Genomic DNA, 20,242 nt, shown 5'->3' on the forward strand with positions numbered 1-20,242 from the left:
GAATATTAGGGCTTGCGGCCGACCGCCCCGTACAGCGAGACCGCCTTGTCGTGGCTCTTCGGGTGCGCGATGCCCTCGTTGCGCCAGCGGTGGATCACCTCGACGCCGGGCTCGACCAGCTCCAGGTCGTCGAAGAACCGCGCCACCTCGGCCCTGCTCCGCGGGCGCACCGGGATGCCGCGGTCCTTGTAGACCTGGAGCAGCCTGGCCATGCCCCTGGGATCGTCGGGGCCGTTGTCGAAATCGGTGGTCACGTGGGACATGGCGAGGTAGGAGCCGGAGGCGAGCGGCGCCATGAAGGCGCGCACGTGCTCGTAGACGTCACCGGGCACGAAGTGCAGCGTCGCCATGAGCGAGACCGCCACCGGCTGGGCGAGATCGAGGGTGTCCTCCAGCTTTCCCAGGATGGATCGCGGGTCGGAGGCGTCGGCCTGGATGTAGGCGGTGCGGCCCTCGGGGGTGCCGACCAGCAGTGCCCTGGCGTGCGCGAGCACGATCGGGTCGTTGTCCACGTACACCACCCGTGACTCCGCGGCCAGCTCCTGCGCGACCTGGTGCAGGTTGGGCTCGGTGGGGATGCCTGTGCCGATGTCGAGGTACTGCCTGATGCCCTGTCCGGCGAGGTATCGCGTTGCGTGCCGCATGAATTCGCGGTTGGTGCGGGCGGTGAGCCGTACCTCGGGGAACTCCCGCAGCGCCTTCTCGGCGGCGTCGCGGTCCGCGTCGTAGGAGTCCTTGCCACCGAGGAAATAGTCGTACATGCGGGCCGGATGTGCCACGTTGATGCCCAGGTCGGGCTGGCCGTCGGACACCTGAATTCTCCCTGTGCGTCGAAAGAGCCGGGCCTTCGAGGTATACCGCATACGGGCAAGCGGCCCAGCGGGATCCAGCATATGGGTACTGCACACGTACCTTCCCGGCGGGCCGTTAAGTGCCGGTTAGGTGCCTCGCAGGTGGCCGGGCGCACGGTGGCGGCATGCACAACGAACCGAACGGCCTCCTGCTCGCCCACCGCGCCATGCTGCGCGATCTCGACCGCTGCGCCGCGCTGGCGGCGCGGCTCGCGGGCACCCCGCTGGAGCGCAGGCGCGCCACCGCGGTCGCCGCCTACCTCACCGACTTCTGCGACAGCATCCACCACCACCACAGCGCCGAGGACCAGGTGCTCTGGCCGGTGCTGGAGCGCTCGGCCGGGGCGCACGTCGACCTCACCGAGCTCAGTGACGACCACGCCGAACTCGACCCCAAGCTGGACCGGATCCGGGCAGGCGCGGCGGCGCTGCGGGAGACCCGCACGGTCGCGCCCGAGCTCGCCGCCGACCTGGCCGACCTGCGCGACACCGTGCGCGAGCACGTCACCGACGAGGAGCGCACCGTCGTCCCGCTGATCAAGCGGTACGTCTCGGACGAGGAGTGGAATCGGGTCGAGGCAACCATCCGCAGGCACGGCGGCAAGATGAGCTTCGAGGTGCCGCGGATCCTCGCGGTCAGCACCGGGGCGGAGCTGGACGAGGCGCGGCGGGAGGGCGGCATCCCGGTCGCGCTCATGATCAAGCTCCTCCCGGTGCCGTTCCGCCGCCGGGAGGCGCTGGTGTTCGGAGCCGCGCGGTGAGCTCGGCGGCCGAGCGGGCGTAGGCGGGGTCGCCGGAGAGCGCGTGCAGCGCCGCGTCCACCGGGCCGGCGTAGAGCGTGCCGGAGTCGAGCCCGGCGATCCGGCCCGCGAAGGGGAGCAGCTCGGCGAAGATCAGCGCGCCGGTCTCGGTGTCGCCGAGCCGGGCCGCGGCGTGCCCCCGCAGCGTGGTGAAGCCGAGCCAGTAGTAGTTGCGGTCGATCGGCGTGCGGCGCGCCCAGACCCGGCGGGCCTCGGCCTCGTCCCCGGCGTCGAGCAGCGCGAGGACCAGCGCGTCGGTGATCAGGCCGGGCAGCGCGGCGTCGACGGCGGTGAGTTCGTCGCGCAGGTGCGCCAGGTCGCCGCGGGCGACGGCGGCGCCGACCCGGCCGACGGTGGCCATGGCGGCGCCGTTCAGCGCGCCGTGCTCGGCCAGCTGCCTGCTGACCTCCGCGTACCTGGCCAGCGCCGCATCCACGTGTCCGCCGAGCAGCTCGAGCAGCGCGGAGAAGATGGCGACCACCGCGAGCAGGATGCCGAGCTGGCCGGTGGTCGACCTGGCCACCGCGAGCTCCATCTCGGCGCGCGCCCCGGCCAGGTCGGTGTGCGCGGCGGAGTCGAGGAAGAGGAGCCAGTGCGCGACCGCCTCGTGGTCGATCTGGCCGGCTTCGATCGCGGCGGCCAGGTACTCCTCGGCCACCGCGCGGCGTTCGGCGCGCAGGTCGGGGCCGAGCGCGGCGTATGCCCTGACGTTCAGAGCCGCGCACAGCAGCCTGGGGTCCGGCACGGTGCGGGCAAGCGCGAGCGCCTCGGCGCTCACCCGCTGGCTCTCGGCCTCGTCGTACCCCTCCAGCTCGCGGAAGAGCGCGAGCAGCAGCCGGACCCTGATCTCGTCCGGCAGCGTGCGGGCGAGATGGGCGCGGAGCGCGGCGACGGCGGTGTGCGAGGGGTCGCGGCCGTGCCGCGTGGTCCAGATGAGCGGCGCGTCCCAGGCGGCGAGGACGGCGAGCTCCGGCTGCGCGGCCAGTGCGTCCAGGTAGATGCCGCGGGCGCGCATGGCGTCGCCGGCGCGGGCGTGCGCGGTCACGGCCGGGGCGAGCAGTTCGGCGGTGGAGCCGGTGGCCCTGCTGCCCGCCAGCTCGCGCAGCCGCAGCGCGTCCCGCCACTGGGCGGCGGCCTCGCGCCAGGAGCCGGCGCGCTCGGCGGCGCGGGCCGCCGCGACCGGGTAGCGGATGGCCGCGGCCGCGGTGGCCGGGCCTGCCGCGGCCGAGGCGTGCCTGGCGAGCACCGCGGCATCCGCCTCCGCGCCGAGCACCGCCAGCGCCCTGGTGTGCAGCCGGGCCCGGCGCAGCAGCGGGGTGTCGTCGTAGAGGGTGTCGCGGACCAGGGCGTGGGTGAACCGGACCCGGCCGGGCGCGGGCTCGTCCAGCAGCCCGGCGAGCACCGCCGCCTCCAGCGCGTCGAGCAGGTCGTCCGGGTCGCGCCCGGCGACCTCGGCGAGCACCTCCAGGTCGGCCTCCCGGCCGAGTACCGCGACCTGGCGCAGCGTGGTCGCGACCGGGTCGGGGAGCCGGGCGACCCGGCGGCGCAGCACCTCCCCGACCCCCGCCGGCACCGCGCTGCCCGCGGCCCGCTCGCCCTCGGCGGCGATCAGCCTGGCCAGTTCGCGGACGAAGAGCGGGTTCCCGCCGGTGCGCTCGGCGACCATGGCCAGCAGCTCCGGCCCGGCCTCGGCCAGGCCGTGCTGCCCGGCGAGGACCGCGACCGCCGCCGGGTCGAGGCCGCGCAGCACCAGGTGCGCGGCGGTGCGGGCGAGCAGCGCGCCGACGGTGGCGTCGAGTTCGTCGCCGCGCTCGCCGGTGCGGTAGGTGACGAGCACCAGTACCGGTTGCTCGGCGAGCAGCGCTACCACCTGGCGCAGCAGCTGCAGCGTGAGGTCGTCGGCGCGGTGCACGTCGTCGAGCAGGACGACGGTGCGGCCGGTGCCGAGCGCCGCCGCGATGCCGCGCCCGAGCTCGAACGGGTTCGGCGCGGTACCGGCGGCGAGCGAGTCCGTGCCGAGCGCCTCGGCCCAGGCCCAGCCGGGCGGGGCGCCGGCCACCTCGGGGCAGCGGCCGCGCCTGCCCTGCCAGCCCTCGGCGGTGAGCGCGCGCACCGCGGCCTCGGCCAGCGTGGTCTTCCCGGCCCCGGCGTCGCCGCCGATCAACACGATCCGGGCGCCGTGCGCGGCGGCGTCCGCGGCCGCGGCGGCGATGGTGTTCAGCTCGGTCTCGCGGCCCAGCGGCGCGGGAGCCGTGCGCTCGGTCTTCGGCTGTACCGCGACCGGCGAGTCGAGCGCGGGGGCCTGCGCGAGGATGTCGGCCTCCATGGCGCGCAGCACCGGGCCGGGGTCGACGCCGAGCTCGTCGGCGAGGTGGTCGCGGGTGCGGCGCAGCGCGGCGAGCGCGTCGCCCTGGCGGCCGCAGCGATAGAGCGCGAGGGCGAGCAGCCGGACCGCGCCCTCCCGGCCGGGGTTGTCGTGCAGGTGCCGCTCCAGCTCGGCGACGACGACGGCCGGGCGGCCGAGCGCCAGCTGCGCCTCGGCGCGCAGCTCGACGGCCTGCAGCCGCAGCTCGGTCAGCCTGGCCACCTCGGGCACCGCCCACGGCTCGTCGGCCACCTCGGCGTAGGCGTCGCCCCGCCAGCGGGCCAGTGCCTCGTCCAGCAGCCGCAGCTGCCCGGCCGGGTCGGCCCCGGCCGCGCGGTGCACGAGATCGTCGAAGTGCCAGGCGTCGACGGCCTCCCGCGGCAGCCGCAGCGCGTACCCGGGCGCGGCGCTCACCAGGATCGAGGCGGGGGTGCGGCGCGGCCGGTCCGGCTCCAGCGCGCGGCGCAGGTGCGAGATGTGCACCTGCAGTGTGGCGAGCGCCCTGGCAGGCACGTCGGTGCCGCCCCAGACGTCGTCGATGATCCGGTCGGTGGAGACCACCTCGCCGCCCGCGACCGCGAGCCGGGCCAGGACCGCCCGCTGGCGCGGTCCACCGAGGTCGGCGCCGGTGCCCGCCAGGGTGACGCGGAGCGGGCCGAGAACGGAGAGCAACACGATCGCCATTGTGCCGTCGCCGGTGCGGAGGGGGCGTCCGGGAGGTGCGGCGCATCCGGGGTCACCGCTGCCGGGGGATACCGAGCCGATCGGTCGTTCCGGACCCCGGAGGCGCGGGCGCGGACCGACTACGCTGTTGCGGTCACGACCAGGTCGAACGGGAGGCGCGATGCGCGTGGCCGAGAGCGCGGTGGCGCCACGGGGCTCCGGCGGGCGGGACGGCATCCTGGATTCCGCGATCCGGCTGTTCGACCAGCGCGGCTATCACGGGACGTCGATGCGCGACATCGCCGCAGGCGCCGAGATCACCGTCGCCTCCATCTACCACCACTTCAGGTCCAAGCAGGAGATCCTGCAGAGCATCATGGTGCGCGCGCTGCGGGCGGCGCTGGCGCTGACCCGGACGGCGGTGGTGCGGGCGAACGGCTCGCCCGCGGACCAGCTGCGGGCGGTGATGCGGGCATGGGTGGTCTTCCACACGACCCATCGGATGGACGCCGTCGTCGCCGCGACCGAGCTGCGCAGCCTGGAGCCGCCCGGCCGGGACCTGGTGATCGCGCTGCGCGACGAGCAGGAGGCGCTCTTCCGGGACGTGGTCGCGCGCGGCGTCGAGGAGGGCGTCTTCGCCACCGGCTACCCGCTCGACGCCACCCGCGGCATCATCAGCATGGGTCAGTCCATCTGCATCTGGTGGCGCGCCGACGGCCCGATGACGGCCGAGCAGCTCGCCGTCCGCTACGAGACCCTCGCGCTCGCCGTCGTCGAAGCCGCCTGACGGGCGTGTCCGCGCGGCGACGCCACGCGGACACGAGGGGTCAGGGGATGACGACGGCGCCGACGCCTGCGCCCGGCTCGTCGGCCCAGCGGTGCCCGGTGTCGCGCGGCGTGACGCCCTGGTCCGCCCAGGCGGCGAGGAGCAGGGCGACCTTGCTGTGCATGATCGTGCGCAGCCGGTCGAAGGAGTTCTCCGGGTTGTCGTCGACCAGGCCGAGCAGCAGCCACCAGGCCCAGGCGACCGCGCCCGCGTTGGCGACGAAGTCGGGCAGCACCGGGATGCCGCGGGCGGCGAGCATGGCCTCGGCCTCGGGGGTGGTGGCGGCGTTGGCGGCCTCGACCACGACCTTCGCGCGCACATCGAAGGAATTGTCCGGGGTGATGGCGTAGGAGATGGCGGCGGGGACCAGGATGTCGACCTCGGTGGCGAGCACCGCGGCGCGCGGGAGCTGCTCGACGCCCGCGGGCAGCCGGGAGCGGTCGATCTCGCCGTAGCCGTCGCGCAGGGCGAGCAGCGCGGGCACGTCGAGGCCGTCGGCGCAGTGCAGGGTGCCCGCGGCGTCGGCGATGGTGGTGACCCGCATGCCCGCCTCGTGCAGGTAGTGCGCGGCGGCGCCGCCCATGGTGCCGATGCCCTGGATGGCGACGGTGGTGTCGGCGGGGGAGCGGCCCCAGGAGACGGCAGCGGCGAGACAGGCGTGCGCGACGCCGTAGCCGCCGATCACGTCGCCGAGCAGGAAGCCGCCGTCGACCGCGGCGTTCAGCCCGGCGCGCACCCTGGCCAGGGTGGCGGCCGGGTCGGCGGCGCGGCGGATGGCGGCGTGGTAGCTCTGGCCCAGCCCGAGCTTCGCGAAGACCTCGTCGATCAGGTGCTGCGGCACGCCGAGATCCTCTGCGGTCACCCAGTGCGCGTCGATCCACGGCCGCATGGCCTCGCAGAACCGCTCCAGCACGCCGAGCGCGCGCGGGTCCTTGGGGTCGAAGTCGATGCCGCCCTTGGCACCGCCGATCGGAAGGTCGAAGGTGGCGGTCTTGTTCGCCATGCCGCGGGCCAGATCCTCGACCTCGGGCAGGGTGCAGCCCGCGCGCATCCGGGTGCCGCCGGTGGCGAGTCCCGCGCGCAGCGTGTGCACGACGAGGTAGCCGACCGCTCCGGTGACCGAATCGGTCCAGTGCAGCCGCATGTACGGCTGCGGGCGCAGCGCCGCGGGGGCGACCGGCAGCGTCGTCGTCGCCGTGGCCGTGCTGATCGTCTCCGGGGTGCCCCCGGCGGGATTCTGCATCGTGGTCACGAAGACCACCTCCTCATCGCGCGTTTCAACTCGGTCGCCACGGGGAAATCCCAGCTTGCCGTTGTACCCCGCCCGGACGTCGTCGTCGCTGTCGATGGCGCCTGCCCGGTCCCCCCAGCGTGCGGTCGAGTCGGCCGCGCGTCTATCAACGATTCGTTCACGGCAGTGTTCACGGTTCCTGCACAAGAATTAGGCTCGGTGCCATGGACCTGTCGCTGGCGCGACTGCGCATGCTGCGCGAACTGCATCGGCACGGCACGATCACCGCGGCCGCGAGCGCCCTGCACTACACCGCATCGGCGGTGTCGCAGCAGCTCGCGCAGCTGGAGCGGGACGTCGGGGCGCGGCTGCTCGAGCGCCGCGGGCGGCGGGTGCAGCTCACCGACCTGGGGCTGCTGCTCGCCGAGCACGCGGAGGAGATCCTCGCCTCGGTGGAGCGGGCCACGCAGGCGCTGGAGGACGCGGGGGAGTCGGTGACCGCGAAGCTCACCGCGGGGGTGTGGGCCTCGGTGGCCTCGGGGTTGCTCCCCGAGGCGCTGGAGACGCTGGCGCGCACGCACCCCGGCATCCTGGTGCGCACCAGGGAGTTGCCGCCGGAGGCGACCGCGGCCGCCGTCCGGGACGGCGCACTCGACCTCTCCTTCGTGCTCGACTACTCGAATTCGCCGGTGACCTGGGATCGCGGGCTGGAGCGCGCGGTGATCGCGGTCGAGCGGCTCTACGGGTGCGTGCCCGCCGGGATGCTCGGCGCCGCGACCGTGACCCTGGCCGAACTCGCCGAACATCCGTGGATTCTGGCGCCCGCCCGGTCGCACTTCGGGCACGCGGTGCGGCTGGCCTTCCAGTCGGCCGGGGTGCAGCCGCGGATCGATCACGAGGTGGAGGAGCAGGCGACCGCCATGGCGATGGTGGCCGCCGGGCTCGGCGTCACGCTGGTCTCCGACCTCGGGCTGGCGCTGCGTCCGCCCGGGGTCGACATCGTCGCGCTGGCCGATGTCTTCACCCGGACGGTCTCGCTGGCCTATCGGACCAATACCGCGCGCCGCGCCGCGCTGCTCATCGTGGTGGACGCGATTCGCGCGGCGGCGGTGGCGAAGGGGCTCGGGGCGGACATGTCCAAGCCGGACGCGGTGCCCGCGCAGAACGGGGCCGAGGTGCGGGGGACCTGGCGCTGAGCCGCCGGACGCAAATCTCGGGCGCCGCGACCACCGCGCCGGTGGTACCGTTCGGACGTGCTCATCGAGGTCGACAGATTCGGGCCGCCCGCTCGCAGCGGGCGGCGGATCCGGCCTGTACGGCATCTCGCCCGCCACCCCTGAGGGTGGCCCGGTCCCCCGTCGCTGTCGAGCTCTCGCGAATCTTCCGATCGTCGACCGCCCGGGTCCGGGCGCGAGGAGAGCACACCCATGTCCACTTCCGGAATCACCCTGCGTGACCTGGCCTTCGACTGGCCGGACGGCACCGTCGCGCTGCGGCCGCTGACCGCCGTCGTCCCGGCGGGGCGCACCGGCCTGGTGGGGCGCAACGGCGCCGGCAAATCCACTCTGCTGCGGCTGATCGCCGGGCTGCTGACCCCCACGGCGGGGCGGGTCGAGGCCGCGGGGCCGGTCGGCTACCTGCCGCAGACCCTGACGCTCGGCACCGGCGCGACCGTCGCCGAGCTGCTCGGCATCGCGGAGACGCTGGCCGCGCTGCGCGCCATCGAGTCCGGCGACGCCGCCGAGCGGCACTTCGACGCCGTCGGCGACGACTGGGACCTGGCGGCCCGCGCCGCGCAGGCGCTGCACGAGATCGGGCTCGGCGCGACCGGGCTCGACCGCACCGTCGGCACGCTCTCCGGCGGCGAGGCGGTGCTGGTCGCGGTCACCGGGCTCCGGCTGCGCCGCACGCCGGTCACGCTGCTCGACGAGCCGACCAACAACCTGGACCGCGACACCCGCGCCGAGCTGGCTCGCCTGGTCGCGGGCTGGCCGGGCACCCTGGTGGTGGTGAGCCACGACCGCGCCCTGCTGGAGCGGATGGAGTACACCGCCGAGCTGCACGACGGCAGCCTCGACGTCTTCGGCGGGCCGTACAGCGCGTGGCGGCAGCACGTCGAGCAGCGGCAGGCCGCGGCCGCGCAGGCCGCCCGCAGCGCCGCGCAGGCGCTGGAGGTGGAGAAGCGGCAGCGGATCGAGGCACAGACCAAGCTGGCCCGCAGGGAGCGCACCGGCAGGGCCACGCAGCAGCGCGGCGGCATCCCGCGCATCCTCGCCGGGAACCGGGCGAGCAGGGCACAGAACGCGGCGGGCGCAATGCGCGGCACCGCGGACGCCAAGGTGCGCGCCGCCGAGCAGGCGCTGGACGCCGCCTCCGCCCTGGTCCGCCGCGCGGAGCACATCCACCTCGAGCTGCCCGACCCGGACGTTCCCGCCGGCCGCCGGATCGCCGAGCTGAGCGACGGCGCCAGTACCGTCGTTCTGCAGGGCCCGGAGCGGGTCGCGCTGGTCGGCCGGAACGGCTCGGGCAGGACCACCCTGCTCGAGCAGCTGCTCGGAACCGGTTCCGGCGCCGCCGGTTCCGTCCGGGGGATCCTGCACACCGACCGGGTCGGCTACCTCCCGCAGCGGTTGGACGGCCTGGACGACGCCGCCAGCGCGCTCGCCACGGTGCAGGCCGTCGCCACCGGGGCGAGCGCCGGCACGGTCCGCAACCGGCTGGCCCGGCTGCTGCTGCGCGGCGACAGCGTCGACCGCCCGGTCGGCACGCTCTCCGGCGGCGAGCGCTTCCGGGTCGCGCTGGCCCGGCTGCTGCTCGCCGACCCGCCCGCGCAGCTGCTGATCCTGGACGAGCCGACCAACAACCTCGATATCGCCAGCGTCGAGCAGCTGGTGGCGGCGCTGGCCGACTACCGCGGCGCGGTGCTCGTGGTCAGCCACGACGAGGAGTTCCTCGCCGCGCTCGGCGTGCACACGGTCGTCGAGCTCGGCCCGGAGGGGCTGCGCGTGCAGCGCGGCTGATCAGTGCCGCACGCCGGGCCAGACCACGTCCGCGAGCCTCTCCCGGTCGGCCACGTCGAGCTTGATCGAGGCCCGGTAGATGTGGCCCTCGACGGTGCGCACCGAGACCACGAGCCGCTCGGCGATCTCCTTGTTGGAGAGCCCCTGCGCGATGTGCGCGGCGATCTCGCGCTCGCGCGGGGTGATCGGCAGCGGACGGCTGGCCGCGGTGATCGCGGGGGTGGTGGCGCCGTCGCAGCGGGAGGAGAGCTCGGCGGCGCGGGCGGTGCAGCGGGCGCTCGGCCCGCGCCGCCCGGCCCGGTCGTGGATCGGCACCGCCTGCGCGGCGGCATCGGCGGCCGAGAGCAGCAGCCCGGCCGCTTCGAAATCGGCGCTGACGGCGTCGAGTCCGGCGGCCTTGCCGGTGGTGACGGCGTCGGCGTGGCGAGCGTAGAGCGCGACGACGTCGCCCTGCACCTTGGGCGCCAGCTCGGCGAGCCGGGCGGCCCCGGCACCGTCGCCGAAGCGGGCGGCGTGGTGCAGCGCCTCGGCCTCGAGGGCGAACTGCCCGGCGCTGCGGGCGATGCGGGCGGCCCTGCGGGCGAGTTCGGCGGCGGTGGCGCTGTTCTGCGGGGCGGCGGCCCAGGCGCGGGCGATCATGCGCTGGGGTTCGTGCAGCGCCAGGTGCGCGCCGGCGTGCTCGGCGGCGTCGTTCAGGGTCTTCTCGACCTTCTCGGTGTCGCCGAGCGCGGCGTAGGCGCGGACCAGCAGCAGCCGGGCGGGGAGCTGCCAGGGCAGCGAGGTCTCGGCGTTGAGCGCGGCCAGCGCCTGCTCGAAGGCGGTGATGGCCTCGCGGAAGCGGCCGCGCGCGGTGGCGACGACGCCGACCGCGATCTTGGCGATGGCCCAGCCGAGGAACTGCCCGGCGGAGAAGAACTCGCTGTACTCCGCGGCCAGCTCCTCGGCCTCGTCCAGTTCGCCGACGGTGGTCAGGGCGAGGACGTCGCAGTAGCGGACCATGACCCGGATCATGCCGTCCGTGGCCTTCTGACCGGCTCGGCTGCGTGCGGCGATCGGGCCGAAGTCGAGGCCGCGCCCGGCCACCGGCATGGCGAGCCCGGCGGCGAAGGCGGCGAAATCGACCGCCTGGCGCGGGGCGTCGGGGGCGTCGAGCACCGCCTCGGCGGCGGCGATGCCGTCGGTGATCCGGTTCTCGTGCACCGCCATCGCCGCGCCGGCGGCTTCCACGATCAGCCGCAGCGCGGGGTGCTCGGCCCTGGTGCCCATGAGATCGAGCAACCGGCGGCCGCCCGCCACGTCGCCGAGCGACCAGAAGCGCAGGCTGGCCCGCGGCACGCCCCACTGCACGATCTGCAGCTGGTCCAGGTGTTCGGGGTCGTAGCCGGCCAGGATCTCGTCGGCGGCCTGGGGGCGGCCCTGCCAGAGCAGCGCGCGGGAGAGCAGCTCGGCGGCGCGCAGCCCGCCGCCGCGCTCGTGCGCGGCGCGGGCCAGCCGCTCGCCGAGCGGCAGGTTGGCCAGCGCGACAGCGTCTTTGGCCGCGGTGATCAGGAGGTCGGGGTCGATGGGGCGGTCGCTGTCCACGCAGAGCCTGGCCAGCCGGATGCGGCCGGCGGCGGTGTCCAGCGGGCGGTCGCGCAGGGCGTCCACGATCCGGCCGCACCCGGCCCGCGCGGCCGCGGTGCCGATCTGCTGTCGCACCACCTCGCCGAGCAGCGGGTGGCTGAACCGCGCGGCGGGCGGGGTGTCGGTGCTGATCCGGATGAGCCCGGCCAGCTCGGCGGCGTCCACCGCCGCCGGGTCGGCGAGCGCGGTGAGGATGTCCAGATCCAGCGGCTCGTAGAGCGCGAGCGTGCGCAGCGCGTCCAGCACGGCGTCACCGGTCCGCTGCAGCCGCTCGTGCAGCAGCTCGACCAGCCCGGATGGCACCGCCGTCGGGCCGCGCAGCTGCCACACCCCCTCGACCTCGGTGAGGTTGCCCGCCTCCATCGCGCCCTCGACCATGTTCCGCAGGAACAGCGGATTGCCGCCGGAGGACTCCCAGATCACGTCGGCGCTGAGCCCCTCCAGCGTGCCTGCCAGCACCGACTCCACCAGCCGCACGCACTGGCCCTTGCGCATCGGCGCCAGCTCCAGCCGATCCAGGTAGTCGTCCTTCCACAGCGAGAGCACCGCGCCCGGCACCGGTTCGCCGCTGCGCACGGTGGCGACGATGCGGGCGCTGCGCTCCGCCGCGATCTGGTGCAGCAGCGTGGCGGAGAGCTGGTCGAGCAGGTGCGCGTCGTCCACCCCGATCACCGGGTCGTCGCCGGCGATCAGGTTCTTGCGCGCCTCGGTGAGCAGCGCGAGCGGGTCGCGGGTGGCGGAGCCGTCGATCCAGGGCGCGAAGGCACCGAGCGGAATCGCCTGCGACGACTCGGTACACACCGCCCAGCGAACGGGGGCATCCAGCTCCGCGGTGACCATCCGGGCCAGGGTCGTCTTGCCGACCCCGGCATCGCCGACGAGGACGATGCCACCGGCATCGTCACTCGTCAGCGCCTCGCGCACGGTCAGGGATTCGTCGGGGCGATCGAGCAGTTGCCAGCGCTCCACCATGGTGCTCGAGTGTAGATCCTGTTCTGCTGCACCGCGATGCGCTCGTTGCTGTGAAAACCCGGTGTGCACGCTTCACTCTGCGGCTATTCGCGAGCTACCGGTCAGTCCGGCAGCTCGGATACATCGCCCGGCTCGATCCGCGGCGCGTTGTTGACCTGGTGCCGGAAGTTGCTCGAGGCCTCGTAGACCCGCTGCTTGAGCCGGTTGATCGAGCCGAGCGGGCGGTGCGCGTCGAGTCCGCGCCAGGAGTTGAAGGAGAGCACGTCGTCGCCGTAGGCGCGCCGCTCCGGGGTGTACGGGTCCTGCGGCTCGAAGCGGACGGTAGCCACCGTCCGGTGCGGCGAGTCCTCCTCGGGCCACGGGATGGTGGCGTCTTCGATCGGCATTCTTCCCACGTCGGTGCAGAGCTGGGCGCGGAGTTCGTAGGTGGCGCCGTGCTGGGCGAAGAAGTCGACGACCGAGTCCTGGTGCGCGTTCACCCCCGCCTTCGGGTCGATCGTGGTGCCGCGCAGCGCGGCCGCCTCCGGCGAGACCGGGACGTACTCCAGCTTCGCCACGTAGTCGCCCCAGCGCAGCGGGGCCGAGGAGTAGAAGGGCTCGCCGAGCAGGTGGGTGTTCGGCGCGACGAACACGGCCAGGTTCTCCGGCAGGCGCTTCCCGAACCGGCCGAGCACCCGCTGGTTCAGCGCGGCGAGCAGGGTGCTGCCGCGGCGCAGCAGCGGGTCGGGGATCCGGGCCAGCGCCACCGCGGTCGGCATGCCGATCTTCAGGTAGGCGTGCGCGTCGGCGAAGAGGAACTCCCGGTGCGTCACCATGATGAAGTCCTGCGTGGTTGCGGTGTCGTCGGGCAGCGCGCGCGGGCCGTGCACGCCGAGCACCTTGATGCCGAGGCCGCGCACGCCGCGCAACTGGTCGCTGCGGATCACCCCGGAGGTGCTGGAGAGCCGGGCGATCACCGGGTAGCTGCCCGGTTCGGCGAACATGCCCTGGGCCAGCTCCGGTGCCAGACCGGCGGGCACGGTCAGCTCGCCGCGCAGGATGCCGTGGCTCTTGGCGTGCGCGTCGCGCAGCCCGCGCTTGTAGGTGCGGTACGCGCGCTCGTTGTTGCCGCGCAGCGCCGTGATGATCCGGTCGATGATCTGCTCCTCGTCCGCGCGGGGAGTCTCCAGATCCGGGGTGTAGCGGACGTAGGCGCGCTCGGCCAGGTCGGTCATCGCTCGGTGTTCCTCTCCTCGGCGGTGCTGCGCCACGGCGCGAACGGGTTGCCGACGCCGTCCAGCGCCGGTGCCAGCGTGGGGAAGTGGCGCAGCAGCACGCTGCGCATGTCGTTGTCGCGCACCCAGGCCAGGCCCGCCTCGGTGTAGACCTCGGGGCGGAAGTCGGTGGTGAAGAAGCGGTCGGCGGCGAGCCGCCGCGACGCCATGAGCACGAAGATCCGGAAGGCGGTGTCGCTGAAGCCGAACCCCTCCGGCTTGGGCTCCGCGTACAGCCCGATCATGAGGTCGACGTTCTCCACGTCGCCGTAGACCTCGCGCAGCTCGCGCGCCCAGGCCGGGTCGTCGGTCAGCTCCTCGAAGGAGCCGGCCGGGGCGAGCCGCAGCTGCCTGCGGAACTCGTTGTAGCGCGGCACGCCGCGCTCCCGCACCCGCAGGATGTCGACGGTCGCCAGGTCGAGCGGGGGGTAGCCGGGGCGGCGCAGGTCCTGCAGGTGCTTCGGGTAGTTGTGCAGGGTGAGCGCGCCGGGGTTGGCGCGGCCGAAGGAGTAGAGCAGGTCCGCCATCGGGGTCTCCGCCAGGCGCTCCCGCACGTGCGCGACGCCGAGGTCGGGGAAGTCCAGCTCCCGCTCGTTCTCGACGGTGTCGTCGGCGAGATCGCGGAGGGTGAGGGTGTCCGGGATGAGCGGGTGCATCCGGTAGACGGCGACGAACTCCTCGGTGAGCGAGTACGGCACCCCGCTGTCGTCGATCGGCGCGCCGGGGATGCCGCTGAGGATCTCGCTGCCGCCGAGCCGGCCGAACCGGTTGCGCACGTCCTCGCCGAGTACGCCGAACCAGTTGGCGCGCATGGCCGCGACGGTGGTCGGGTGCGCGATCAGTGCCGGAGTCCAGTCGACCGTGTGGATCTTGGCGATCAGCGCGGCGTTCACCAGTCGCGCGGTGTCGTAGAGCTGCTGATCGGTGAGCTCCGGGTAGCGCCGGGAGAGCCGCAGGCAGATGGCATTGTGCTCGCGGGTGAAGAGCGAGTGCAGCAGCGCGAGCCCGACCCAGAAGTTGGCAGCGGTGTCGTCGCGCAGCGCGAGCTGCTCGATGTCGACCGGGGGCAGCCCGTGCTCGTCCACCGCGATCATGCCGCGGTCCTTGCTGCGAATGGAGTCGGCGAACTCCGCTGTGCTGCCGTAGATCTGCGAGGCGTCCCACCAGTGCGACTGCTCGGTGGTGTAGGTGGGCGGCTCGCCGGGGAGCGCGGCGGTGCGCGGCACCGTCATGGGGTGCTCCGGCCACGGATCGCCCGGGTCGAGCGGTACCTCGTGCGGCCGGTCGTCGTCGGCGGCGTGGCTGAGCCAGTCGTGCACCTCGAACTGGATCCAGGCGGCGGCCAGCAGGTTCAGCGAGGTCGCCGGGGTGAAGGTGTCCCTGGTCAGCAGGGTGCGGCTGACGGTGCGCGGGTTGGGGTCGAGCAGCCGCTCCGCGCTCTCCGGGAAGGTGTGCGCGGGCGGGAAGTTGCGGCCGAAGCGGCAGCCGACGGCGCCCGCGCCCGGATCGTCGAGATCGTTCCAGGAGCCGTCGATCGTGCGGACGTGCGGGTGCTCCGGCTCGGGCGGTAGCTCGCCCGGGTGCGGGCCGGAGCCGTGCAGGTTCTCGGCACGGAGCCGCTCGCGTGACCCGGCCAGTACGGCGAGGCCGAGCAGCGTGGGGAGCCGGGACCAGCCGACCCTGCGGTCGATCTGCTCCGCGAAGCGGCTCAGGGCGCGCGATACCGATCGCGCTCTCGTCGGCTGTGCATCGACCATCAACGAACCTCCACACGCGGGCGCGAGCCACGCGCCGATCTCGGATTGGAAGCCCAGTTTCCGAGGGAAGAGCATCCCCGGTCATGAGTAGTGGACTACCTCAAAGCCTAACGGCCGGTTTCGCGATCGTCGCGCGAATCACCCCGGTCGAGTAGTGCGGTACTCGTGCCCGCACCGTGTCCGCCGGGTGACGCTGTGCCGCAATGGTGCCGTCTTCCCCGGCGGCACCCGGAGTGCGGTAGTGAGAGGCGGCGCGGTGATCCCCCCGATCGAGATCAAGATCAACCTCGGTACGGATGTCGACGGTGCGCTGAGCGCGCTCGGGTGCGCGGAGAGCCCCGCGGTGCGCCACAGCGTCTGGTTCGCCGAATCCCGCGCCGACGGCCAGGACGGCGCGCTCGCGCTGCTCGGCAGCGGCATCGTGATCCGCCTGCGCAGCGGCGATCTCGACGATGTGACGGTCAAGCTGCGGCCCTGCCGCCGCTCCCAGCTCATGGGCCGCTGGGGAAGGCCGTTCACCGACACCGAGGTCGAGTACCGGGTCGAGGACGACTGGTGCGGGCAGCGCCGAGCGCTCACCGCATCGGTGCTCGGGGTCCGCCCGCCCGGGTCGCTGGCCGAGGTGGCGCGCTCCGGCGTCGAGGTGACCGCCGCGCTGAACTCCGCGCAGCGCCAGTTCCTGGTCACCTGCACCCGCCCCGGCGTCGCGCTCGACCACCTCGAGCCCGTCGGCCCGATCGCCGCCACCCGCTGGACCGGCGTCCGCCTCGGCCACCTCGACCTCGACGTCGAGCGCTGGACCGCGGGCGGCATGGACCTGCTCGAACTGGCCCTCCGGATCGCCCCGATCGAGGGCGAGACGCCGCTGGAGCTGATCACCCGCGCCGCGCACGAGCAGCGCGGGTTCGAGGCCGAGGTGCGGCGCGCGGGGTTCCCGGTCCTTCGCGGCCGGACGAAGACGCAGCGGATGCTCTCGGCGCTGGTACGGCGGCCGATCGAGCGCTGATGCGGTGGTGGTCGCCGGCGAGCTCCGCAGGGGGCGGCTCGTCGGCGGTCAGCGCACGGTGCCGAAGAAGGCGCGCAGGTCGCCGACGAAGAGCTCCGGCTGTTCGAAGGCGGCGAAGTGGCCGCCGCGCGGCATCTCCGTCCAGTGCGTGATGTGGTAGTTCGGCTCGGCCCAGGCGCGCGGGGCGCGGCCGATCTCCTTCGGGAAGGAGGCGACGCCGGTCGGCAGCTCCACCCGGGCGCCGGGCCGGAAGGCGCCGCGCGCCTCCCAGTACAGCCGCGCCGATGAGGCGGCGGTGCCGGTGACCCAGTACAGCGTGACATTGCCGAGTATCTCGTCCCTGGTCAGGGCGTTCTCCGGGTGACCGTCGCAGTCGGTCCAGGACCAGAACTTCTCGACGATCCAGGCCAGCAGCGCGACCGGGGAGTCGAGCAGGCCGTAGCCGAGCGTCTGCGGGCGGGTGGACTGCTGCTTGGCATAGCCGGAGTCCCAGCGGCGGTAGTACTCCAGCGCCGCGAGGGCGTCGCCGTCGGCGTCGGGGTCGAGCCGCTGTGGCGGGGTCGCGATCGGCATGTTGGTGTGGATGGCGGCGCAGTGCCTCGCGGTGCGGCCGATCTCGGTGGTCACCGCGGCGCCCCAGTCGCCGCCCTGCGCGCCGTAGCGGTCGTAGCCGAGCCGGGTCATCAGGGTCTCCCAGGCGGCGGCGATCCGCGCGACGTTCCAGCCGGTCTCGGCGGGCTTGCCGGAGAAGCCGTAGCCGGGCAGCGAGGGGCACACCACGTGGAAGGCGTCCTCGGCGCGGCCGCCGTGCGCGGTGGGGTCGGTGAGCGGCTCGATCACCTTCGCGAACTCCAGCACCGAGCCGGGCCAGCCGTGCGTGATGACGAGCGGGAAGGCGTCCGGGTGCGGGGAGCGCCGGTGCAGGAAGTGAATCGGCAGGCCGTCGATCTCGGTGGTGAACTGGTCGAACCGGTTCAGCTCGGCCTCGGTGGCCCGCCAGTCGTAGCCGTCGGCCCAGTAGGCGGCGAGCTCGCGGGTGTAGTCGAGGGGGACGCCCTGGCTCCAGTCGGGCACCGTCTCGGGTTCGGGCCAGCGGGTGTCGGCGATCCGGCGGCGCAGGTCGGTGAGCACCGAATCGGGGACGTCGATCCGGAACGGGCGGAGTTCGGTCATGCCGCCATTGTCCCGGCACCGCTGCGTCGCGCGCCCGATCGATGCCCGTCGCACGAATAGCTGACTGTTCGCGCTCGGTGCGCGGTGGTCTGCGCGGTCAGCGCTCGATGCCGAGGGTGGCGATGAGGTCCTCGTGCAGCTCGAACCAGACCCGGTGCGCGGAGTCGCGGTCGGTGCCGGTGATCCAGGCGGGATTGGTGGCCGCGGCGGCGAGGGCGGTGCTGAACCGGCGGTGGTAGCCGGAGAAGCGGGTCAGGTGGGCGGTGAGGCGCTGTTCGAGCTCGGCGAGCACGCGGGCCGGTTCGTGCAGGGCGGCGACGATGGCGTCGGCGTCGGCGGGCACCTCGCCGACCCCGAGCTCGGTGAGCTGCCACGCGGTGCAGGTGGCGCCGACGATCGCGTTGGCGGGCAGGAACTCCCGGTAGATCTGCGCGAAATCGGCGCGCGCGGCGGCGGCGTCGAGTTCGGCGGCGAGCCGCTCCTCGCCGCGCGCCTTGCCCGCATCGGTGAGCGTCCAGCCGCGGTCGTCCGCGAAGGCGGCCTCGGTGACCCAGCCGCGGGCGCGGGCGTCCTCCAGGTGCTCCTCGACCACGGCCGCGGGCAGGCCGAGCAGGTCGGCCAGGCGCAGCGTGCTCGCGTAGCCGGTGGTCCGCACGGCGTGCAGGACCAGCAGGTCGGGTGGGGTGTCATGGGTCAAGTGGCGTCCTGAGCGTTGCTGACGGTTCCGGTTCCGCCGTCCACTACTACCCGATGCCCGTCGGTGAGGCGCACGGTGGCCTCCCGCGCGGCGGTGATCGCCGGGATGCCGAACTCGCGCGCCACGATCGCGGCGTGCGCCAGGATGCCGCCGGTCTCGGTGATCACGGCGGCGGCGCGGGCGAGCAGCGGGGTCCAGGCGGGCGAGGTGGCGCGGCAGACCAGGACGTCGCCCGGGTGGAAGCGGGTGAAGTCGTCGAGGCCGTGGATCACCCGCACCGGTCCGGCGGCGATGCCCGGCCCGGCCGCGGTGCCGGTGAGCAGGATCGCGTCGGTCACCGTGCGATCCCAGCGCGTCGGCGGCAGGTTGTCAACCCGAAGTTGACGCATAGGGAGGCGTTGCCTGGTGGGGGCTCATGGGGTTCACGGTAGTGGCCGGAGCAGGTGCTGGTGGTTCAGCACCGCGTGCACGACCAGGGCGAAACCGAGCAGCGCGAACAGGATTCGCAGCGCGACCGCTCCGTGCCTGGCCAGCGCCCGCGCCATCCGGCGGTACACCCGCCTGGCCCCGGCGGTGCGGCGCAGCGAGAGCGCGAGCACCAGTAGTGGCGGGAGCAGCGCGGCGAGGCAGTAGGCGACGATGATCAGCGGCCACGCCGCGGGGAGCGGCCGGTGCGCGGAGAGCAGCGCGAGCGCGGTGAGGTACGGGATGGCGGTCGGCGCCTGGACCAGGCCGATGACGATGCCCGCGAGCGCGAGCAGCCACGGCTGCCTGCGCACCCGGGTGGTCCACTCGGGCGGGGTCGCCGCGGCGGGGGCGCGGATGGCCGCCAACCCGATCAACACCAGCCCGGCGAGGAACTCGGCGCGGTACCTGATCGCCGGCGTGATCTCCACGTCGATCAGCTCGGTGAACCAGTGCAGGCCGAGCACCGCGGCGATCCCGAAGGTCGTGGTGACCAGGAAGACGCCGCCGATGAAGGCGAGCCCGCCGGGCAGCGGGCTGCGCCGGGCGAGCCTGCTGTCCAGCACCACCGCGGTGGTGATGCCGACCAGCAGGACGTCGAGCGCGTCCAGGAACGCGAACCCGGCGAGGGCGAGGAGGAGCGTCAGCATCGCGCGCTACCGCGCACGGGATCAGCCCTGCATGGCGAAGCGGAGCAGGGCCTGCCGATCGCCCTGCTTGATCTTCCCCTTGCGGTCGAGCACCTCGAGCTGCCAGATCGGGCCGTTGCGGAAGGCGCGGGCGATGGCATTGGCATTGTCGGCGCCGAGCAGCGACGGCCAGATCTCGGCGACCTGCTGGCTGCTGCCACCGGTGGCGTCGTAGATCTTGAAGGCGACATTGTTCGCCTTCTCGAACGAGCTGCCCTTCTTGAAGGCGGCGGCGACGAAGATGATGGCGTCGATGGCCGGGGGCACCTGCCCGAGCCCGACATTGACCGTCTCGTCGTCGCCCGCGGCGGCGCCGGTCTGCTCGTCGCCGGTGTGCACGACGGAACCGTTGCCGAGCGGGTCGAGCGAGTCGAGCCCGGCGAAGCGGACCGGCTCCGGGCCCTGCATGAGGATCGCGATGAGGTCGAGATCGACACCCTTCTTGCGGCGCGCGATCCCGAGCAGCCCGCCGGTGGCGCCCGCGCTCGGGTCCCACGACACCGCGACCCGGAGATCGGTGATTCCTGCCAGATCGGCTGCGCCGTCCTCTTTGCGAAGGGTGATCATGGGACCCACCTTAGAGGGGTTCGGCGTGGAGCGTATGTCCGATTCACCGGACGGCGAGGTCGGTCACCCTTGCGGCGTCGAGGAGCGTTTCCTTGGTCGTGAGCTTGACCCGGGGGCGGCCTGTGGTCTTGCCCGCGGTCTTCTCCGCGGTATCGATCGCCTTCCACCCCGCCCGATCCACCAGGTCCGGCTGACGCGACTCCACCAACTCCCGCAACGCCACCCGATCCGCCTTCGGAGCAGCCAGCTTCCCGGCCACGAAGTCAGCGATCAGTTGCTCCACG

At 73.8% G+C, this 20,242-nt stretch carries 16 protein-coding genes and 1 pseudogene; 5 read left to right on the forward strand and 12 right to left on the reverse strand.

Annotated elements, in window-relative coordinates; all coding sequences use genetic code 11:
* Positions 1-5 precede the first annotated feature (5 nt).
* A complete protein-coding gene (locus ACFO0B_RS06400) occupies positions 6-812 on the reverse strand; it encodes an SAM-dependent methyltransferase (RefSeq protein ID WP_378611356.1) in 807 nt (268 codons plus the stop codon).
* 164 nt (positions 813-976) lie between these two features.
* Here ACFO0B_RS06400 and ACFO0B_RS06405 point away from each other — a divergent pair, with 164 nt between their 5' ends.
* Positions 977-1,612 (forward strand): hemerythrin domain-containing protein, encoded by a 636-nt coding sequence (locus ACFO0B_RS06405; protein ID WP_378611357.1) that lies wholly within the window; start codon positions 977-979, stop codon positions 1,610-1,612.
* Here the strand turns inward: ACFO0B_RS06405 and ACFO0B_RS06410 are convergent.
* Positions 1,551-4,691: a BTAD domain-containing putative transcriptional regulator gene (locus ACFO0B_RS06410; protein ID WP_378611358.1), complete on the reverse strand. Its 3,141-nt coding sequence runs from the start codon at positions 4,689-4,691 to the stop codon at positions 1,551-1,553. The two genes, ACFO0B_RS06405 and ACFO0B_RS06410, sit on opposite strands and share 62 nt — an antisense overlap.
* A 169-nt stretch (positions 4,692-4,860) precedes the next feature.
* On the opposite strand from ACFO0B_RS06410, the gene ACFO0B_RS06415 reads away from it, so the two are divergent.
* The gene (locus ACFO0B_RS06415; RefSeq protein WP_378611359.1) at positions 4,861-5,466 is read left to right on the forward strand and encodes a TetR/AcrR family transcriptional regulator; all 606 of its coding nucleotides are present in this window, start codon (positions 4,861-4,863) and stop codon (positions 5,464-5,466) included.
* 40 nt (positions 5,467-5,506) lie between these two features.
* Here the strand turns inward: ACFO0B_RS06415 and ACFO0B_RS06420 are convergent, their stop codons facing one another.
* Positions 5,507-6,748, reverse strand: coding sequence for a Glu/Leu/Phe/Val dehydrogenase dimerization domain-containing protein (locus ACFO0B_RS06420; protein ID WP_378611387.1), 1,242 nt, complete (start codon positions 6,746-6,748; stop codon positions 5,507-5,509).
* Positions 6,749-6,960: 212 nt separating this feature from the next.
* On the opposite strand from ACFO0B_RS06420, the gene ACFO0B_RS06425 reads away from it, so the two are divergent.
* Positions 6,961-7,932: a LysR family transcriptional regulator gene (locus ACFO0B_RS06425; protein ID WP_378611360.1), complete on the forward strand. Its 972-nt coding sequence runs from the start codon at positions 6,961-6,963 to the stop codon at positions 7,930-7,932.
* A 231-nt stretch (positions 7,933-8,163) separates the two neighbouring features.
* Complete coding sequence (locus ACFO0B_RS06430) at positions 8,164-9,756, forward strand: ABC-F family ATP-binding cassette domain-containing protein (RefSeq protein ID WP_378611361.1); 1,593 nt, start codon at positions 8,164-8,166, stop codon at positions 9,754-9,756.
* Here the strand turns inward: ACFO0B_RS06430 and ACFO0B_RS06435 are convergent, their stop codons facing one another.
* The 3 genes from ACFO0B_RS06435 to ACFO0B_RS06445 all read right to left on the reverse strand — a co-directional run bounded on the left by ACFO0B_RS06435 (position 9,757) and on the right by ACFO0B_RS06445 (position 15,361).
* Positions 9,757-12,351: a LuxR C-terminal-related transcriptional regulator gene (locus tag ACFO0B_RS06435; RefSeq protein ID WP_378611362.1), complete on the reverse strand. Its 2,595-nt coding sequence runs from the start codon at positions 12,349-12,351 to the stop codon at positions 9,757-9,759.
* Between the two features lie 101 nt (positions 12,352-12,452).
* On the reverse strand, positions 12,453-13,565 hold the full coding sequence (locus tag ACFO0B_RS06440) for a catalase family protein (protein ID WP_378611363.1): 1,113 nt from the start codon (positions 13,563-13,565) through the stop codon (positions 12,453-12,455).
* Positions 13,562-15,361, reverse strand: coding sequence for a peroxidase family protein (locus ACFO0B_RS06445; protein ID WP_378611364.1), 1,800 nt, complete (start codon positions 15,359-15,361; stop codon positions 13,562-13,564). The genes ACFO0B_RS06440 and ACFO0B_RS06445 overlap by 4 nt, the downstream gene beginning before the upstream one ends.
* A 256-nt stretch (positions 15,362-15,617) precedes the next feature.
* Between ACFO0B_RS06445 and ACFO0B_RS06450 the strand changes: the two genes are divergently transcribed.
* Positions 15,618-16,367 (forward strand): hypothetical protein, encoded by a 750-nt coding sequence (locus ACFO0B_RS06450; RefSeq protein ID WP_378611365.1) that lies wholly within the window; start codon positions 15,618-15,620, stop codon positions 16,365-16,367.
* 48 nt (positions 16,368-16,415) lie between these two features.
* On the opposite strand, the gene ACFO0B_RS06455 is transcribed toward ACFO0B_RS06450, so the two are convergent.
* The 6 genes and pseudogenes from ACFO0B_RS06455 to ACFO0B_RS06480 all read right to left on the reverse strand — a co-directional run.
* Complete coding sequence (locus tag ACFO0B_RS06455) at positions 16,416-17,540, reverse strand: epoxide hydrolase family protein (protein WP_378611366.1); 1,125 nt, start codon at positions 17,538-17,540, stop codon at positions 16,416-16,418.
* Between the two features lie 97 nt (positions 17,541-17,637).
* Positions 17,638-18,237, reverse strand: a complete 600-nt coding sequence (locus ACFO0B_RS06460) for a hypothetical protein (protein ID WP_378611367.1) — start codon at positions 18,235-18,237, stop codon at positions 17,638-17,640.
* Positions 18,234-18,575, reverse strand: coding sequence for a PEP-utilizing enzyme (locus tag ACFO0B_RS06465; protein ID WP_378611368.1), 342 nt, complete (start codon positions 18,573-18,575; stop codon positions 18,234-18,236). Before ACFO0B_RS06465 ends, ACFO0B_RS06460 begins: the two co-directional genes overlap by 4 nt.
* Before the next feature lie 84 nt (positions 18,576-18,659).
* Positions 18,660-19,352 carry a GAP family protein gene (locus ACFO0B_RS06470; protein WP_378611369.1) on the reverse strand — a complete coding sequence of 231 codons (693 nt, stop codon included), beginning with the start codon at positions 19,350-19,352 and terminating at the stop codon, positions 18,660-18,662.
* Positions 19,353-19,373: 21 nt separating this feature from the next.
* Entirely contained in the window at positions 19,374-19,958 is a 585-nt protein-coding gene (locus ACFO0B_RS06475; RefSeq protein WP_378611370.1) for a TerD family protein, read from the reverse strand.
* Positions 19,959-20,001: 43 nt separating this feature from the next.
* Positions 20,002-20,242 (reverse strand): annotated as a pseudogene (locus ACFO0B_RS06480) (ferredoxin); the annotation flags it as partial.

Source organism: Nocardia jiangsuensis (genome assembly GCF_042650385.1).
GTDB classification, from domain to species: domain Bacteria; phylum Actinomycetota; class Actinomycetes; order Mycobacteriales; family Mycobacteriaceae; genus Nocardia; species Nocardia jiangsuensis.

Excerpts from the sequence above, each read along its gene's own strand:
- ACFO0B_RS06405 (WP_378611357.1), top strand. The coding sequence starts at position 977 with ATGCACAACGAACCGAACGGCCTCCTGCTCGCCCACCGCGCCATGCTG.
- ACFO0B_RS06415 (WP_378611359.1), top strand. The coding sequence starts at position 4,861 with ATGCGCGTGGCCGAGAGCGCGGTGGCGCCACGGGGCTCCGGCGGGCGG.
- ACFO0B_RS06420 (WP_378611387.1), bottom strand. The coding sequence starts at position 6,748 with ATGCAGAATCCCGCCGGGGGCACCCCGGAGACGATCAGCACGGCCACG.
- ACFO0B_RS06425 (WP_378611360.1), top strand. The coding sequence starts at position 6,961 with ATGGACCTGTCGCTGGCGCGACTGCGCATGCTGCGCGAACTGCATCGG.
- ACFO0B_RS06430 (WP_378611361.1), top strand. The coding sequence starts at position 8,164 with ATGTCCACTTCCGGAATCACCCTGCGTGACCTGGCCTTCGACTGGCCG.
- ACFO0B_RS06435 (WP_378611362.1), bottom strand. The coding sequence starts at position 12,351 with ATGGTGGAGCGCTGGCAACTGCTCGATCGCCCCGACGAATCCCTGACC.
- ACFO0B_RS06440 (WP_378611363.1), bottom strand. The coding sequence starts at position 13,565 with ATGACCGACCTGGCCGAGCGCGCCTACGTCCGCTACACCCCGGATCTG.
- ACFO0B_RS06445 (WP_378611364.1), bottom strand. The coding sequence starts at position 15,361 with ATGGTCGATGCACAGCCGACGAGAGCGCGATCGGTATCGCGCGCCCTG.
- ACFO0B_RS06455 (WP_378611366.1), bottom strand. The coding sequence starts at position 17,540 with ATGACCGAACTCCGCCCGTTCCGGATCGACGTCCCCGATTCGGTGCTC.
- ACFO0B_RS06470 (WP_378611369.1), bottom strand. The coding sequence starts at position 19,352 with ATGCTGACGCTCCTCCTCGCCCTCGCCGGGTTCGCGTTCCTGGACGCG.
- ACFO0B_RS06475 (WP_378611370.1), bottom strand. The coding sequence starts at position 19,958 with ATGATCACCCTTCGCAAAGAGGACGGCGCAGCCGATCTGGCAGGAATC.